Origin of the sequence: Nocardia sp. NRRL S-836 (assembly GCF_001279525.1) — a bacterium.
In the GTDB taxonomy this organism is placed as follows: Bacteria; Actinomycetota; Actinomycetes; order Mycobacteriales; family Pseudonocardiaceae; genus Lentzea.
In genome coordinates this window covers 156,351-172,678 of record NZ_LGDY01000150.1, presented here as the reverse complement: position 1 = coordinate 172,678, position 16,328 = coordinate 156,351, and the positions used below count along the sequence as shown (strand labels likewise).

12 protein-coding genes are annotated in these 16,328 nt (G+C 70.8%); 7 read left to right on the top strand and 5 right to left on the bottom strand.

From position 1 onward, the window contains the following. The first annotated feature begins 225 nt into the window (after positions 1–225). Positions 226–924: a glycoside hydrolase family 11 protein gene (locus ADL03_RS41100; RefSeq protein WP_053739065.1), complete on the top strand. Its 699-nt coding sequence runs from the start codon at positions 226–228 to the stop codon at positions 922–924. Between the two features lie 101 nt (positions 925–1,025). Here the strand turns inward: ADL03_RS41100 and ADL03_RS41095 are convergent, their stop codons facing one another. Together ADL03_RS41095 and ADL03_RS41090 are read right to left on the bottom strand one after the other, a co-directional pair. After that, entirely contained in the window at positions 1,026–2,540 is a 1,515-nt protein-coding gene (locus tag ADL03_RS41095) for an FAD-dependent monooxygenase (protein ID WP_053739064.1), read from the bottom strand. 13 nt (positions 2,541–2,553) lie between these two features. Further along, the gene (locus tag ADL03_RS41090; protein WP_053739063.1) at positions 2,554–3,699 is read right to left on the bottom strand and encodes an SGNH/GDSL hydrolase family protein; all 1,146 of its coding nucleotides are present in this window, start codon (positions 3,697–3,699) and stop codon (positions 2,554–2,556) included. A gap of 281 nt (positions 3,700–3,980) precedes the next feature. Between ADL03_RS41090 and ADL03_RS41085 the strand changes: the two genes are divergently transcribed. Then, the gene (locus tag ADL03_RS41085) at positions 3,981–4,271 is read left to right on the top strand and encodes a DUF4342 domain-containing protein (protein ID WP_053739062.1); all 291 of its coding nucleotides are present in this window, start codon (positions 3,981–3,983) and stop codon (positions 4,269–4,271) included. On the opposite strand, the gene ADL03_RS41080 is transcribed toward ADL03_RS41085, so the two are convergent. Continuing rightward, positions 4,272–6,479: a hypothetical protein gene (locus ADL03_RS41080; RefSeq protein ID WP_157529710.1), complete on the bottom strand. Its 2,208-nt coding sequence runs from the start codon at positions 6,477–6,479 to the stop codon at positions 4,272–4,274. A gap of 544 nt (positions 6,480–7,023) precedes the next feature. Between ADL03_RS41080 and lexA the strand changes: the two genes are divergently transcribed. Then, the gene (gene lexA / locus ADL03_RS41075; protein WP_053739091.1) at positions 7,024–7,698 is read left to right on the top strand and encodes a transcriptional repressor LexA; all 675 of its coding nucleotides are present in this window, start codon (positions 7,024–7,026) and stop codon (positions 7,696–7,698) included. A gap of 13 nt (positions 7,699–7,711) precedes the next feature. On the opposite strand, the gene ADL03_RS41070 is transcribed toward lexA, so the two are convergent. Next, the gene (locus ADL03_RS41070; protein ID WP_053739060.1) at positions 7,712–9,382 is read right to left on the bottom strand and encodes a hypothetical protein; all 1,671 of its coding nucleotides are present in this window, start codon (positions 9,380–9,382) and stop codon (positions 7,712–7,714) included. An 83-nt stretch (positions 9,383–9,465) separates the two neighbouring features. After that, a complete protein-coding gene (locus ADL03_RS41065) occupies positions 9,466–10,623 on the bottom strand; it encodes a mandelate racemase/muconate lactonizing enzyme family protein (protein WP_053739059.1) in 1,158 nt (385 codons plus the stop codon). Positions 10,624–10,693: 70 nt separating this feature from the next. Here ADL03_RS41065 and ADL03_RS41060 point away from each other — a divergent pair, with 70 nt between their 5' ends. The 4 genes from ADL03_RS41060 (at position 10,694) to ADL03_RS41045 (ending at position 16,327) form a co-directional block, all read left to right on the top strand. Then, positions 10,694–11,437: a FadR/GntR family transcriptional regulator gene (locus ADL03_RS41060; RefSeq protein ID WP_231642825.1), complete on the top strand. Its 744-nt coding sequence runs from the start codon at positions 10,694–10,696 to the stop codon at positions 11,435–11,437. A gap of 179 nt (positions 11,438–11,616) precedes the next feature. Beyond that, the gene (locus ADL03_RS41055; RefSeq protein ID WP_053739057.1) at positions 11,617–13,038 is read left to right on the top strand and encodes an ABC transporter substrate-binding protein; all 1,422 of its coding nucleotides are present in this window, start codon (positions 11,617–11,619) and stop codon (positions 13,036–13,038) included. Beyond that, positions 13,035–15,044: an ABC transporter permease subunit gene (locus tag ADL03_RS41050; RefSeq protein ID WP_053739056.1), complete on the top strand. Its 2,010-nt coding sequence runs from the start codon at positions 13,035–13,037 to the stop codon at positions 15,042–15,044. Before ADL03_RS41055 ends, ADL03_RS41050 begins: the two co-directional genes overlap by 4 nt. Continuing rightward, positions 15,041–16,327 carry a mandelate racemase/muconate lactonizing enzyme family protein gene (locus ADL03_RS41045; RefSeq protein ID WP_053739055.1) on the top strand — a complete coding sequence of 429 codons (1,287 nt, stop codon included), beginning with the start codon at positions 15,041–15,043 and terminating at the stop codon, positions 16,325–16,327. The genes ADL03_RS41050 and ADL03_RS41045 overlap by 4 nt, the downstream gene beginning before the upstream one ends. The last annotated feature ends 1 nt before the right edge of the window (position 16,328 follow it).

Sequence of the window (16,328 nt, the reverse complement as noted above, 5' to 3'; positions counted from 1 at the left end):
GGCGACCTTACGTGGTCGACCCGGCACTGCTAGTGTCGATAACGGTTCGGCCACGGTCGACCTGGGTGCCGCCGAATCCGGGCCGACCGGTCGCAACCACCTCGCCGGCCGACTTCCGAGTGGGCCGGCGCCGACGGCGGCCATCACCACGATCACCATTACCCGCACGGGTCGTATCGCGCTGCCTGGCTGTCGTGCCAACCTCAACGTCGAGGAGTACAGCATATGGCTGAGGCTTTTCTCCGATCGTCGACCCGCAAACGCGGCCGTGCCGCACTGCTGTTCCGCAGTGCCTGCGTCGCGCTGGTCGTGGCGCTGACGCCCGGTGTCGCCGGGGCCGACGTCGGCATCGCCGCCACGTGCTCGAGCCAGACGGGCAACAGCGGCGGTTACTACTACTCGTTCTGGACCGACGGCGGCGGCCGGGTCTGCATGGAGCTCGGATCCGGCGGCAACTACAGCACCTCGTGGAGCAACGTCGGCAACTTCGTCGGCGGCAAGGGCTGGAGCAACGGTTCACGGTGGACCGTGAACTACTCCGGCAGCTTCAACCCCTCCGGTAACGCGTACCTGACCCTGTACGGCTGGACGTCGAACCCGCTCGTCGAGTACTACATCGTCGACAACTGGGGCAGCTGGCGGCCCACCGGCACCTACAAGGGCACGGTGACCACCGACGGCGGCACGTACGACATCTACCAGACCATGCGGTACAACGCGCCGTCGGTGGAAGGGAACAACAAAACGTTCCCGCAGTTCTGGAGCGTCCGGCAGCAGCGGCGGACCGGTGGCTCCATCACCACCGGCAACCACTTCGACGCGTGGAGCCGGGCCAACATGCGGCTGGGCAGTTTCAACTACTACATGATCCTCGCGACCGAGGGATATCAGAGCAGCGGCAACTCGAACATCACGGTGGGCTGAGCCTTTCAGGCTGCGTCACGCCGAAGCGTGGCGCAGCCTGAATTGGTCTGCATCTGCACGTCAAAATTGGAAACGCTTGAGAAACGCGGCAATTTCGCGTGTCAATTGCGCTCTAACGTGCGTGATACGTCGCGTGCGGCCCGGAGCTCCTCCGTTCCAAGCGGAACACCGAACCAGCGACCGGCGGCCCGTTCGAACCCGTCGCCCCGCTCGCCCTCCGCGGCCCACGCCACGACGCCGTCCGGCCGGACCAGCACGGCGTCGAGCCCGAGGTCGTCCTGGGCCCGTCCGGCCACGTGCCGGATCCGGCCCTGCCAGCCCCGCGCGGCACCGGCCAGCCCACCGCGGAAGTCGAGCAGGACGCCGTGCCCGTCCGCGAGCAGCTCTCCCAGGCGGGTGCCGTCCGCCAGGCGGAAGTCCGGGGCGTTGCGACCGGCCAGCGGGTGCTCGCCGCCCACGTCGTACCGGTTCGCCAGGCCCGAGGTCTGCTCGAACACGTGCGTCGTCCCGTCCCTGGTGTCGAGCAGGGCGCGGACCAGTCCCTGCAGTGCCGCGGCGTTCTCGCCCGGCCGCATGACCGCCACCTGGGCGCGTGACCAGTCGAGCACCCGTGCGCCGACGGGGTGGCGTTCGCCGGTGTAGGTGTCGAGGAGGTCTTCGGGGGCGTGGCCGTGCACGGTCGCGGCGAGCTTCCAGCCCAGGTTGAGCGCGTCGCCGAGGCCGAGGTTCAGCCCCTGGCCGCCGAGCGGGGAGTGGATGTGCGCGGCGTCGCCCGCGAGCAGCACCCGGCCCCGCCGGTAGGTCGTCGTCTGCATCGCGCGGTCGGTGAAGCTGGAGGCCAGGTGGACCTCGCTGAGCGTCACGCCGGTGCCGGAGATCCGGCGCAGCACCTCCTGGAGGTGTTCGCGCGTCGGTGGCTGCGAGCGGTCGAACCCGCCGCCGTCGAAGTCCATGAGGCCGAGGTGCCCCTCGATCGGCGTCCGCAGGTACATGCCGTGCGGGGTGAGGGTGAAGCCGCCGTTCAGCTGCTCAGGATCGGCGATCGTGGTGAGGGCGGTGTAGCCGGTCAGCTGCGGCTCGGTGCCGACGAAGTCGAAGCCCGCCAGACCGCGCACCGTGCTGCGGCCGCCGTCGCAGCCGATGAGCCAGCGGGCCGGGAACACCCGCTCGCCCGCTCTCGCCTCCACGCCCTCGTCGTCCTGCGCAATGGCGTCGACCGCCACGCCGCGCTCGATCCGCACGCCGAGCTCGGCCGCCCTCCCGGCCAGGACCGCCTCGACCGCTTCGAGGCTCGTCATCACCCCCTCCAGGGCCGGGCTGGGCAACGTCGCCACGGCGGCCTTCGCCGGATCGAGCGACATCCCGGCGAAGTGGCTCAGCGTGCGGGGAGCGGTGTGCGGGTCGTCGGGGACACCCAGGGCGGCCAGCAGGCCCCGCCGGTAGAACGCCTCGACGGACCCGGCGTTCAGGCCGCGCATCCCGAGGGGGAGTGCCTTCCAGGCGGTGCGCGGCTCCGGTTCCCGTTCGAGCACGAGCACCGCGCAGCCGGCGAGACCGAGCTCGCAGGCCAGGAACAGGCCCACCGGGCCGCCGCCGACGATCACGACGTCATGCATTGTCAGAGGCTCCTCAGCGGAAAAGCGACAGGTCGATGGAGTCGGCCAGGGCCTGGTACCCGGCGTCGTTGCCGTGCAGGTGGTCACCGGAGTGCAGGTCGTCCCGGATCCGCGACGGTCGTGCCGGGTCGCGCCAGACGGCGTCGAAGTCGAGCACCGCGTCGTGGGCGCCGCTGGTGCGGATCCAGTCGTTGACCGCCTGACGGGCGGCGTCACCCTCCGGGCTGAAGATGTCGTCGCCCTCGTACGGCGCCATCGTGGCGGCGTAGACCTTCACCCCGCGGTCGCGCGCTCGGGCGATCAGCTGCCGGTGTCCCGCGATGACGTCGTCGACCGTCACCGGGTCGCCGGGGAACATCGCGAGGAACTCGGCGAGCGGTCCGCCGTGCCGCGGGGCGAAGGTGATCGCGAGGTCGTTGCCGCCGATGGACACCACCACGTGCTCCAGGCCCGGTGTGGCCAGCACGTCCCGGTCGAAGCGGGCCAGGCCGGACGGCCCCAGCCCGTCGTTGAGCATCCGGTTGCCGCTGATGCCCTGGTTGGAGACGAAGAAACCGCGTTCCGCCAGCCGGTCCGGCCAGCTGCGGCTCGCTCCCACCGTCGAGCCGGCACCGTCCACACGGGAGTCGCCGAACGCCACGACGACCCCGGCCGGGCCGCCGGGCACCACGTCGACCGCCGAGATCAGGGCCCGCGCCGCCATCGGCTCGGCGTTCGCGGGCAGGGCGGTGGCGGCCACGGCGTTGCCCGGGATGGCCCAGCCCACGTCGAGCGGCAGGTCGTGGCCGGTGCAGGCCTCGACCCGGCCCGGCAGGTGCAGGCTGATGGACAACCGGGTGAGGGCGTCGAGCGACAGGTCCACCGGGTCGGTGAGCACCGGCGCACCCGCCGGGACGGTGGTGGCCGTCCGGCCGCCGAAGGTCAGCACCCGGTCGCTGCCGGGCACCACACCACCCCCGGGGGCCGCGAGACCCAGCCGGGCCGCACCGATGGTGAGAGGGGTGGTCCCGTGCTCGTTGGTGAAGCGGACCCGCACCCGCTGCCCACCCCCGCTGATGCGCACCTCTTGGCGCAGCGTCACGTCAGCGAACACGGCGTCGGTCGGCTGGGGCGACGTGCCCCAGGTCCGCACCCAGCCGGCGTCTTCGTTCTCAGTCATGGGGCAAGACTGCGCAGCGCCGCTTGCACGGGGCGCACACGGCGCTGGCATCGCGCGCACAGGCGCTGCCAGCGCCTCCCGCTACCGCTCTCGGACGGACTGCGACCGTCCCTCGCCGGTCCGAGTGGATCGTCCACTCGGGAACGTGGTCCGTCGTGGCGAGGGTGCCGCGATCTGAGGGTCAAATCAGGCTCGGGTCAGGGGTAAACCCTGATGGCAGGACGCCGGACCGCGGGCAGGCTGGAGCTTGTCACAAGACGTCCGCAGCTTCGAGGAGAGTCATGAACCAAGCCAAGCCCGAGTCCACCCGTGCCGCCGTCGACTCGGTGGTCGACGCCGTTCGCGGGCTGGTCAGCGAGGGTTTCAACCGCCGCGTGGTCGTGCGCGACAGCAACGCCGACGTGGTGCTGGAGATGCCGGTGGCCCTGGGGCTGGTCGCGGCGTTCGCGGCACCGGTGGCCACGACGATCGGCGCCGGTGTCGCGCTGGTGGGCAACTGCGAGATCAAGCTCGAGAACCGTCAGCAGCCCGGCAGCCAGCCCGCGACGACGGCCGAGACCGACCAGGTGTAGTCAGCCGCCCAGGACCTGGCCGATCCTGTCGCGCGTGTGCTGGGAGACACGCCGGCTCCCGGCCAGGTCCCGCAGCAACCGCTTTCCACGCCCCTTGTCGATCTCCCACGCCCGGACGGCCGCCGCGAGGAGCACGTCCTCGTCGTCCTGGTCGTTGACGATGTGGCGCAACGCGTCGAGCGCCTGCCTGTCGGGGAGCAGGCAGGCCGCTCTGATCCGGATCTCACCACCCCGGCGGGTCCTGACGACCTTGTCGATCACGTCGGCGGCGAGCCTCCGGTCGACGTCGAGGAGTGCGGCGGCGACCTCGACCCGCAGTTCAAGCGACGGTGTGTGCAACCCCAGCTGGTGCAACACCGTCTTCCCGTGCGCGCCCGCCTCCCGTGCCAGGCTCAGCTGGAAGGCCGGGTCGGCGGTGAACTTCTTCGCCAGCCGCGCCATCAGCTGTTCGCCGATGTCCTGGCGCATGCCGAGGACCTTGCGTGCTGCCGTGCGTGCGTCGTCCTTGTCCCGTGCGGTGGTTGCGATGTGTTCGTAGAGCTCGACGGTCTTGTTCCTGTCGAAGATGCCGAGCTCGACGGCGCGGACGCGGAACGACGCCGGCCGTCGCTCGACCCGCACGATCGCTTCGAGTGCCTTCGCGGCGGCGGCGGGTGCGAGCGCGTGGGCGTCCCGCAGCAGCTTCAGCTGGTCGGGATCGGTCGGCTTGTAGCTCTCCGCGATGTCGACGAGCAGCCGGCCACCGCTTCTCGGGTCGACCTTCCCGACCCCTCTGGCCGCCAGGAGCCGGCGCTCGCGGCTCTTCTTCGGGTTCGCGGCGAAGTCGCGCAGCGCCGTGACGGGCCCGCCCTGCTCGACGATGTCGGACGCGGCGTCGAACTGCGTCTTCTCGTCGGGCACCTCGCGTGAGAGCCGTTCGAGGTCGGTGAACCGGCGGGCGGGTACGAGCTCGCCGATCAGGTGCACGGCCATCCGCCGCACCGGGCCGTCGACCTCCCGCCGCACCGGCCACGCAACCCCGTCCGCTATCCGCAGCGCGACCTCCGGGTCCCACATCCTGACCGCTGTGGCGACCCCCACCGGCGTTGTGCCGGCACTCGCGGTCTCCGCGAACCGCTCGGCGGCCGCACTGGCCAGCGCCTGGTCGGCGTCAGCCAGCTCCGCCAGCAATCCCAGCCGTGCCGAGTCGGAGATGCCACGCCCGTCGCCGACCAGCTCCGCCCACAGCGCGAGGTCACCGGTGAGCTTGGCCGCGTCCACCCGCAGATCGCCCATGTCCCCGGTGTTCGCGAGAAGGCGGGCAGCGCGGTCGCCCAGCTCGGTGTCGCGCTGCCGGATCATGCCCGCCACCTCCAGCCGCTCGTGCCGGTCACCGGTCAGCGTCTCCGCCAGCAGCCGGAGGCCCCGCTCGCCACGTGCCGGATCGCGCTCGGCCAACGCCTCGACGGCGTCGAACCGGCGGAGTGAGGACGCCCTGCGGCCCGGCGCCTGGACCAGTCGCTCCAGCGCGTCGGCGGTCCGGCTGGGTTCGAGCAGTTCCAGCGCGGCCAGCGTCGCCCGCCACGCCCCGGCCGTCCTGCCGTCGTCGCCGAGGTGCCCGAGCAGGATCTCGACGGTCTGCTCGCGCAGGTCGTCCGCGGTCACCAGGCCGCGGTGCAGCAGCGTGGCGACGAAGTGCACGTTGGGATCGCGGTGCCGGGGGCTCAGCAGGACGCGGAGCCGTTTGCGCATCGCGGTCTCCGCCGTGGTCCACCACAACGCCACCTGGAAGAGCGCGGTCTCGCTGTCCGGCCACGGCCACGTGGAGCGGGGACGCAGGAACCTGCGGTGCGGGTGCAGCAGGTTCGGCCCGCGCGGGTGGCGGCGGACGACGTGGCACGCGGCCAGGTAGTCCGTGAGACCGCCGGGGACGAAGCCGAGTTCGCCGCCGTGCTCGGCGATCACCCCGCTGTCGGCCAGCAACCGGAGGAGGTCGTCGCTCTGCCCCGGGGCGTCGAGCCGGTGGGCGCCTGCCGCTCTCGCGAGTGCGGCGGTGAACGGGCGGTCGAGGCAGCGGAAGGCGACCTCTTCGAGGAACGGACGGGCTTTGCCGTTGACGAGAGGAGCTGCCGCGACCGCTGTCACGTGCGCCGTTGCGGCTGCTTCCAGGGACGCGATCTGCCCGGCCGGACCGTGCTCGTTCCGAGGTGGCTCATCGGCTGCCGTCACACAGCCACATGCTAAATGCATCCGCCGGTCCGTTACGGGACAATAAGATGACAGTTTCCGCATGTGGCTCATGGTCCACAGTGGACGGATTCGTGTGTTCCGACCGGAGTCCCGGACCTGCGGCCGCCTGGGGCGTACCATTCGCGTGCTGATTCGTTGGGGAACGGTTCCACGAGGTCTGGGTCATGTCGTCAATGAGTCGCCACGCAGGCGGACCGCCGGTCTCCACCTCATGGCCGCCCTGGCGGAGTCGGAACTCGCGCGATGCACGTGAAGACGAGGGGAAGACGGCATGAGCGAGCCGGTGCGCCCCACCGCCGAGCAGGTCGCCGCGGCCCGGCTCCGGCTCGTGCTGGACCGCCGGGTCGGCAGGCGATCGCTGCCCGTTGTCGAAGAACTGGCACGGGCCGAGGTCGACCCCGTTGCGGCGGACCGGACCGCGGACGAGCAAGACCGGTCGCCCGGGACGGAGCTCCCGCCGCACCGCCCCGTGGCCGACCAGGCCGAGGACTACCTGGCGAGCCTCTGGGACGGGCCGCGCACGTTGGCGGCCGGCCGGCTGACGTCGGCGCTGCCGGTGCAGGTCACGCAGCCACCGGACGATCAGAGCCTCTCGGTGCGCCAGCGCAGGGTCCTGGAGGTCGTCCGCGAGTGGGTGGACCGCTTCGGCTACCCGCCCAGCGTGCGTGAGATCGGTGAGGCGGTGGGGCTGACCTCGACCTCGTCGGTCGCCTACCAGTTGCGCGCGCTGGAACGGAAGGGCTTCCTGCGCAGGGACCCGAGCCGGCCGCGTGCGGTCGGCATGGTGCCGGTGGAGAGCGGTTCCGGTCGCGCCGACGTGCCCCAGCCCGTCTACGTGCCGGTGCTGGGCCGCATCGCCGCCGGTGGACCGGTCCTGGCGGAGGAGTCGGTCGAGGAGGTGTTCCCGCTGCCGCGCGAGATCGTCGGCACGGGCCGGCTGTTCGTGCTGCGGGTCGTCGGTGACTCGATGGCCGGCGCGGCCATCGCCGACGGTGACTGGGTGGTGGTCCAGGTGCAGCCGACCGCCGCGGACGGGGAGGTCGTGGCCGCGATGATCGACGGCGAGGCGACGGTCAAGACCTACAAGCTCAGGGACGGGCACGTGTGGTTGTTGTCGCACAACGACTCGTACGAGCCGATCAACGGTGACGATGCGACGATCCTCGGCAGGGTGGTCACGGTCGTGCGGCGGCTTTGACCGGGCCGGTCCTTCACTCGTCCTCCGACCATTCCGCCAGACTGGCGGCGCGGATGTCCGCCGGCAGCACCTCCGCCAGTTCACGCAGCAGCGGCAACGGCACCTCGGAGTACTCCGGGTACTGGTGGTAAGGCTTGATCATCGGGTGGAAGCGCTCCGGCAGCCCGCCCGACCGGGCCAGTGCGACCAGCGCCGTGCCGATGCGTTGAGCGGGAACGGCGAACGCCAGGTCGTAGCCGTCCAATTCGGACACCCGCGGCAGCCACCCGTCGAGGAACGCCTCCGCCTGCGCGCGGTGGCCGGCGAGTGCGTCGGCGAAGGTCGAGCACAGAGCGAGTGTCGCGGTCTCCTCGCGGTCGTCGCCGAAGAGGTCGTGCAGGGTCAGGCTGATCGGCTCGGCGGTGCCGTCCGGCTGCACGGCGGCGAAGACCTCGCCGAGTGCGGACCACGCGTCGACCTCGGCCAGGGCGGCGAGCGCGGTTTCCCGGTCGTCCTTGGCGAGCAGGTCGTCCTCCAGCACGAACCACAGCGGGCCCCGGGACGTGCGGCGGCTCAGCTCGCCGGTCGCGGTGCCGAGCAGGCGCTGTGCCGCGGCGACCGTTCCCGGGACGTCGACCCCCAGGTACGTGGCGTCCGCGCTGGTGATCGTCTGCGGCGCGGACCGCAGCGCGGTCTCCAGGGTGGTGCGCTGGGCCGCCGTCAGCTCCTCCGGTGCCAGCGGGCGGTAGACCGCGCCGCTGGGGCGGAACTGCCGCGCCATCCGTTCGAGCAGCCGGGTGTGCAGGGTCGGCCGGGTGTCCTCGGCCGCGGCCAGCAGGCCGTCGTCGGTCGTGCCGAAGGTCCACGCCGCGGCGGCCAGGTCGGCGAGGTCCGCCGTCCACGCGTCATGCACCGGGTACTCGCCCTGCGCCAGGTGGTGGAGCAGCGCCAGCGAGTCGGCGTCCGCGAAGCCGGAGTAGACCAGGCACGCCGCGGCGGCGCCGCGCACGTGCAGCGACGGGCTGGTCGTCAGCAGATCCCGTGCAGTGGCAACGTGGTCCACGCGCGCGTCGGTGCGCCTCGCCGCGCCGGGGGTGACGCCGTTGTCCCGCGCGGCGAGGAAACCGTGGGCCAGGCACAGGTCCGCGGTCGCGTCCGGCGTGAGGGCGGGCAACGCCTCGGGCTTCCGGCCCAGCAGCACCAGCAGCCGCAACGCGTTGTCGTCGCCGGTGCGCTCCCACATCGCCTCGACGTCGGCGGCGAACTCCGCGACCGCTCCGGCGTACTCGGTCGTGGCCCTGCCGACGTCGTCGGGGCGCGTCACGAAGTGCGTCTCGCCGACCGCGATCCTGGCCAGGAACAGCAACGCCGTCCCGTTGTCGCGGCGGACCAGCTCGGCCAGGAACGGGATGGCGGCCTCCGACGCCGAGTAGACCGAACCCTGGTGCGTGGTGGCCGAGTACAGGCCGTACACGCCGAAGTTCTGGTCGCCTTCGTCGTCGCTCGTGAGCGCCTCGATGAACAACGGCGTCTGGTCGGCCGTGCCGTACGCGTCGTCGAGGGCCGCCCAGTCCACGTCGTGCAGCCCGGCGGGCGGCGCCGTCGTGCCACGCAACGGCGGCCGCTCCACGTCGTGCTCCTCACCCTCGTGCTCCTCGTCGAATTCAGGCGGTTCGAAGGCAGGCAGGTGATCAGCGTCAAACACGGGTCCGTCCAGCCAGGTCGGGGGGAAGTGGCGTGGAGGCTAGCAGGACCCGCCGGCTGGTTCCGGCACCCGCGGGGTGATCGTCACTCGAACACCCCGTAGCCCGCGACCGCGTGTGCCCGGACGCCGTCCATGTCGAGCTCCACGCCGATGCCGGGGGTGTCGGGAAGCGTGATGTAGCCGTCCTTCACGATCGAGCCGCTCCCGTCGGGCGCGTGGACGTAGCTGTCCCACACCGCGCGCTCGTCGAGGGCGTGCCACTCCTGGACGAAGAAGTTGGGGATCGCCGCGCACTGGTGCGAGGTGGCCATCGTGCCCAGCGGCGTCGACACCAGGTGCGGTGCGAAGGGGATGTAGTGGAGCTCCGCGAGGTTGGCGATCTTCTTGGCCTCGGCGAGCCCGCCGCACTTGGGCACGTCCGGCTCGATGACGTCCACGGCGCCGCGTTCGAGCAGCTCGCGGAAACCCCAGCGCAGGTAGAGGTTCTCGCCCGCGCAGATCGGCGTGCGGGTCTGCGCGCGCACCCGCACGAGCGCGTCGACGTTCTCCGCCGGCAGCGGCTCCTCCAGCCACATCAGGTCGAACTGCTCCAGCGCCCACGAGATCCGGCACGCGCTCGGCACGTCGTAGCGGGCGTGCAGGTCGATGGCGAGGTCGACGTCCGGTCCGATGGCCTCGCGGACGGCCGCCACACGTTCGACCATCGAGCGCAGCTCCGCGGCGTTGACCGTGTGGTTGAAGTCGTCGAACTTGGCCGGGTGGTACAGGTTGTCGACGTCGAACTTGATGGCGGTGAAGCCTTCCTCGACCATCCGCTGGGCCCGGTCGACGCACCCGGAGATCGAACCCGCCGGGTCGTCGCCGTCGCCGCAGTCGGCGTAGAGGCGGATCCGGTCGCGGAACTTCCCGCCGAGCATCCGGTGGACCGGCTGGCCCGCCGCCTTGCCCGCGAGGTCCCACAGCGCGAGCTCGATCCCGGACAGGGCGATCACGAACACGCCGCCCTGCGGGCCCGCGAAGACCCTGCTGCGGCGCAGTTTCTCCCAGCACCGCTCGACGTTGCGCGGGTCCTCGCCGATCAGGAGCGGCGTCAGGTAGTTGATCATTCCGACGACGGCACCCGCGCCGGCGTCGGGGTTGGCCTCGCCGAACCCGCTGAGGCCCTCGTCGGTGTCGATCCGGACCAGGGTGGCCTCCCCGTGGTAGGCCACCACCGCCGTCGTGACTTTCACGATCCGCATTGCTCTCCCGCCGTCGGGTCGCGCATGAACGGACTGTCGCGATGTTCAACCTGTCCTATAAGCTGATGACATGCAAAGGGGACAAGAGTCTCTGGACGCTGTCAAGGTCCGGACGCTCCCGGTGCAGGTGGCAGCCCACCTGACCCGGCGCATCGTCAGCGGTGACATCGCGGACGGCCGCGCCCCGTCGGAGCTCGACATCTCCCGGGAGTTCGGGGTGTCGCGCGTGGTGGCGCGGGAGACGCTCAAGATCCTCGCCTCGCTCGACATCGTCGACGTCGCGCAGGGCCGCCGAGTGGTCGTGCGTCCCCCCGCCGAGTGGGACTACCTGAGCCCGTTGCTGATCGAGTGGCTGCCGTCGGAGACCGTCGGCGAGCTGCTGCAGGAGCTGCACCAGATGCGCGTGCTGCTCGAACCCGAGCTCGCCGCGATGGCCGCGGCCAGCGTCACCGACGAGACGCTGGACCGGCTCAGGGGCGAGATCGACCGCATGGCGGCACTGGAGGCCGACCCCAACGCCTACCTCGAGGTCGACCACGAGTTCCACATGGAGATCTGCCGGGCGGCGGACAACCGCATTCTCGACCGGATCATGTACTCCGCCCGCTGGCTCGGCACGGCCAGCCGGCGCATCACCAACGAGGCACCGGCCGCGCTGCACCGGGCCACCACCGACCACACCGAGATCTACGAGGCACTCGTCGCGCGCGACCCGGCAGCCGCCCGCGCGGCGATGCGCAAGCACCTGAGCAACAACTCCGCTCTCCTCGCGGAGAAGGAACAGCAGACCAGGCGGGCCACCCGCCGCCGTTAGCGCACCGCACGACCGATGACACCGCCGGATCCACGCCGGGGCGCCATCGGCAACCGCTCCGCTTCGCCGTCTTTCGCCGCATGAACGACCCGGCAGCGCGGCCCTCGCCCGCTGTCCCGCCGGTTGCAACGTCGCCCCGTCGGTACGCGTCCGCTCGACCGGACGCGAGAGGAGTGCTCATGGAAGAGAAAACGGACTTATCGAGGCGCACCTTCCTCGGGATGAGCGCGCTGGGCGTGCTCGGTCTGGCCGGGTGCGGTGGCAGCCCCACCGCGCCGCAGGTCGACGTCCAGGTGCCCCAGGCGTTGCTCGACCAGGCGGCCCCGCTGCGCGGCGGGTCGGTGGGGATGCTCTCGCAGAAGCTGTACTCGGAGGCCGCCAACAAGGCGCTGGACAAGTCGTTGCAGGCCTTCGCTCAGGCCACCGGCACGACGGTCCGCAACGACCTGGTCTCCGGCGACGCCGGTGACATGGTCGCGAAGATGGACGCCGAGGTGAAGGCGGGCACCAGCCGCGACCTGGCGTTCATGAGCGACCTGCGGTTCGTCGGCCAGCTCCACAACCTCGGCAACCTCACCGACGTCACCGACGTGGTCGAGGAGATGCGCGAGCTCTACGGGGAGCCCGCGACGGAGGCGACCAACTACTGCAGGTTCGACGGGCGCTGGTTCGCGATCCCGTACCACTTCATCGGCACCGGCATGTACCTGCGCAAGGACTGGTACCAGGAGAAGGGACTCCCGCTCAAGCCGCACTACACGTGGGAGGAGCTGCGCGACAACGCGTTGGCGGTCTCCGACCCGGCGAAGCGGCGCTTCGGCTGGGGCCTCACGGTCAACCGCTCCGGCGACGCCAACGGTTTCATCGGCAACGTCATCAACTGCTACGGCGGCGCGATCGCGGACAACACCGGCACGAAGGTGGTGTTCAACTCGCCGGAGACCGTCGCCGCGGTCACGTTCATCGGCGACATCTACACGAACCCCAAGTACGCGCCGATGCTGCCGCCCGGGATCGGCAGCTGGACCGACTCGAGCAACAACGAGAACTGGCTGGCCCAGATCCTCGGGCTCACGCTCAACCAGTTCAGCGTCTACGCCGACTCGAAGACCAAGAACAACCCGGTCTACGCCAACACGCACCCGTTCAACGGCGCCACCGGGCCGGCGATCGACAAGCCGCTCGCGTACGGCCAGTCCAACTCGTTCGTCGTGTTCAAGGGAGCGAAGAACCCCGACCTCGCCAAGCTGGTGGCGAAGTTCATGGTCGGCGGGAGTGCTCTGCTCGGTGTCGCGAAGGGAGCGCCGTGCCTGGTCAACCCCGCGTGGGACAAGGTGTGGGACTCCGACCCGTACTACACCAGCGGTGACCCGGCCTTCGCCGCGCTGCGCGAGCAGACCCGCGCGCCGTTGCCGTTGACCACCAAGACCGGCTACTCCTTCCCGCAGACCCCGAGCCCCGGCGAGCAGGCCGCCACCGCCGCCTACCTGCTGACCGACATGATGCAGTCGGTCATCCAGGGCACCAGGCCGGCCGACGCCGTCGCCTCGACGCACGCCCGGATCGTCCAGGTCTTCGAGCAGCAGGGCTACCGGCAGTGACGATCCTGCGCACGCGGCCGGCGCCGGCCCGTCCGGCGCCGAGCGGGTCGTCCTCGCTCACCCCATCGCAGCGGTTGCTCGGGCGCGACTGGCGCCTGGCGGCGGTGTTCATCGGCCCGACGTTGGTGCTGGTCGCGGGCCTGATCCTGTTCCCGATCGTCAGCTCGGTCTTCACCAGCGCCACGGAACGCCACGGTGCCGAGACGGTCTTCGTGGGGCTGGACAACTACACCGCCCTCGTCCACGACGCCCTGTTCCACAAAGGACTGCTGAACTCGTTCGTCTTCACCGCGTACGCCGAGATCTTCAAGGTGACCCTCGGTCTCATCGCGGCGCTGATGCTGCACCACATGCGGCGCGGCCGGGCGGTCGTCGCCGGGGTGGTCCTGTTGCCGTGGGTGGTGCCGACGGTCGTCACGGCCTTCACGTGGCGGTCGTTGTTCGACCCGATCTTCGGCAGCGTCAACGTGCTGCTCACCGACTCCGGCATCGGGCCGGCCCTCGCTGCCGTCGGACTGGTCGACTCCTGGCCCGCGGAGTGGCTGTCCGATCCGGCACTCGCGATGCCCGCGGTCATCCTCGTCAACGTCTGGAAGGGCGTCCCGTTCTTCGCGGTGACGTTCCTCGCCGGGCTCAAGGCCATCGACAGCGGCCTGTACGAGGCGGCGACGGTGGACGGCGCCTCGCCGTGGCAGCGGTTCGTGCACATCACGTTGCCGGGCCTGCGCAACATCATGATCGTGACGGTGCTGCTGTCGTCGATCTGGACGTTCAACAACTTCGACCTGATCTGGCTGATGACGCAGGGCGGGCCGGGCGACGCCACCGCGCCGTACGTGATGGTGGCCTATTCCAAGGCCATCCAGCAGCTGCAGGTGGGCGCGGGCGCCGCCGTCACGCTGGTGATGCTGCCGATCATCGGTGTCCTCGTGGTGGTCCTGGTGCGGATGATGCGGCGCAGCGACCAGCCGGGCGCGGGCGACCTGGGGCACCGGCGCCTGACCCCCGCACAACGCAGGGCGCTGCCGTGGGTGGTCGTCGCGGGCTCGGTGCTCGTGCTGGTCTGGGCGTCACCGCACATCGTGTGGAAAGCCGCCTTGGTGCTGGGCGTGCTCGTTGCGCTCGCGGCCGCCGTGGGACGGGTCGTCTCCGCGCTCGCCGCACGGGGCAACCGGCTGGCCGCACGACTGGTCAGCGGTACCGGCACCGGGATCGCACTGGTGGGTCTGCTGGGCTTCGTGCTCGCGCCGCTCTACTGGATGACGGTCACGGCCTTCAAGTCCGACGCCCAGATCGTCTCGCGCACGGACGACCTGTGGCCGACGCCGTGGAGCACCGAGCAGTTCGCGAACCTGTTCACGGGCAGGGCGTTCGGCACCTGGTACGTCAACACGGTCCTGGTGTCGCTGGCCTCCACCGCGATCGCCCTGGTCTGCGCGGCGCTGGCCGGCTACGCCCTGGCACGGTTGAGGTTCCGGGGTTCGGAGAGCTTCACGGTGACGATCCTGCTCACCTACGTGATGCCCGGCGCGCTGCTGTTCATCCCGCTGTACCAGATGATGAGCGGGATCGGGCTCAACGACTCGTTGTGGTCGCTCGTGCTGGCCTACCCCACGTTCACCCTGCCGTTCGCGACGTGGCTGCTGGTCGGGTACTTCAGGTCGATCCCGGCCGACCTGGAGGAGGCCGCGCTGGTCGACGGCTGCACGCGGTTCGGCGCGTTCCTGCGGATCGTGCTGCCGCTGGCCAAACCGGGCCTGCTCGCGGTCGCGCTGTTCACGCTCACCAACGCCTGGAACGAGTTCCTGTTCGCGTTCGTGTTCATCACCAAGGACGACTACAAGACGCTGCCCGTCGGCATGCAGTCGATGATCTTCGGTGACGTCGTGCCGCAGGGACAGCTGGCCGCGGCGTCCCTGCTGATCAGCATCCCGGTCGTGGCCATGTACGGGTTCGGGCAGCGGTTCCTGACCGAGGGCCTCACCGCGGGCGCGGTGAAGGGATGAGCGCGCACGGCGAACACCCGGTGATCACGGAGGAGCACGTCGCGACGGCGTCGCGGCCGAGCGACCTGCGCATCACCGACCTGCGGGTCGCCAACGTCGCCGGCGTGCCGTTCCGCTCGTCGATCATCAGGATCGACACGAACCAGGGCCTGGCCGGGTACGGCGAGGTGCGCGACCAGGCCAGCGCCACCTACGCGCTCATCCTCAAGAGCCGGCTCGTCGGCGAGAACCCCTGCAACGTCGACAAGATCTTCCGCAAGATCAGGCAGTTCGGGTTCCACGGCCGCCAGGGCGGCGGGGTCTCCGGCGTCGAGATGGCGCTGATGGACCTCGCCGGCAAGGCCTACGGGGTGCCCGCGCACGCGCTGATCGGCGGCCGGTTCCGCGACGAGGTCCGCTGCTACGCCGACACGACGTCCCTGCCGGACCCGCACGCGATGGGCGCGCGGCTGCTGGAACGCAAGCGGCGCGGGTTCACGATGCTGAAGATGGACGTGGGCATCGACCTGCTCTGGGACGTGCCGGGGGCGCTGATCGCGCCCGCGGGCGCCCGCGAGGACCTGACGACGATGCACCCGTTCACCGGCATCCAGGTCACCGCGAAGGGCATCGAGCACCTGGCGTCCTATGTGGACACCGTCCGGTCGGTGGTCGGCTACGACGTGGCGCTCGCCGCCGACCACTTCGGCCACATCGCGCTGGACTCGTGCATCCGGGTCGGCCGTGCGCTGGAACCGTTCACGCTGGCGTGGCTCGAGGACCTGGTCCCGTGGCAGCTGACCGACCAGTGGCGCCAGCTCACCACCGCCGTCGCCGTGCCGACGTGCACGGGGGAGGACATCTACCTGCTCGACGGCTTCCGGCCGTTGCTCGACGCCGGCGCGATCCGCGTCGTGCACCCCGACCCGGCGACGGCGGGCGGGATCGCGGAGACCAAGCGTCTCGGCGACTACGCCCAGGAACGCGGGATCGCGATGGCGTTGCACCTGGCGGCGTCACCGATCGCGACGATGGCGTGCGTGCACCTGGCCGCCGCCACGGAGAACTTCCTCGCGCTCGAACACCACGCGGCCGACGTGGAGTTCTGGAGCGACCTCGTCACCGACCTGCCCCGGCCGCTGATCCAGAACGGCCACATCGCCGTGCCGGACACGCCAGGGCTGGGGTTCGGCGCCATCGACGAGGAGCTGCTCCAACGCCACCTCGACCCGCGCGCCCCGGTGTTCTTCGCCGAGACGACGCACTGGGACGCGGAGTCGAGCCACGACCGGCTGTGGAGCTGAG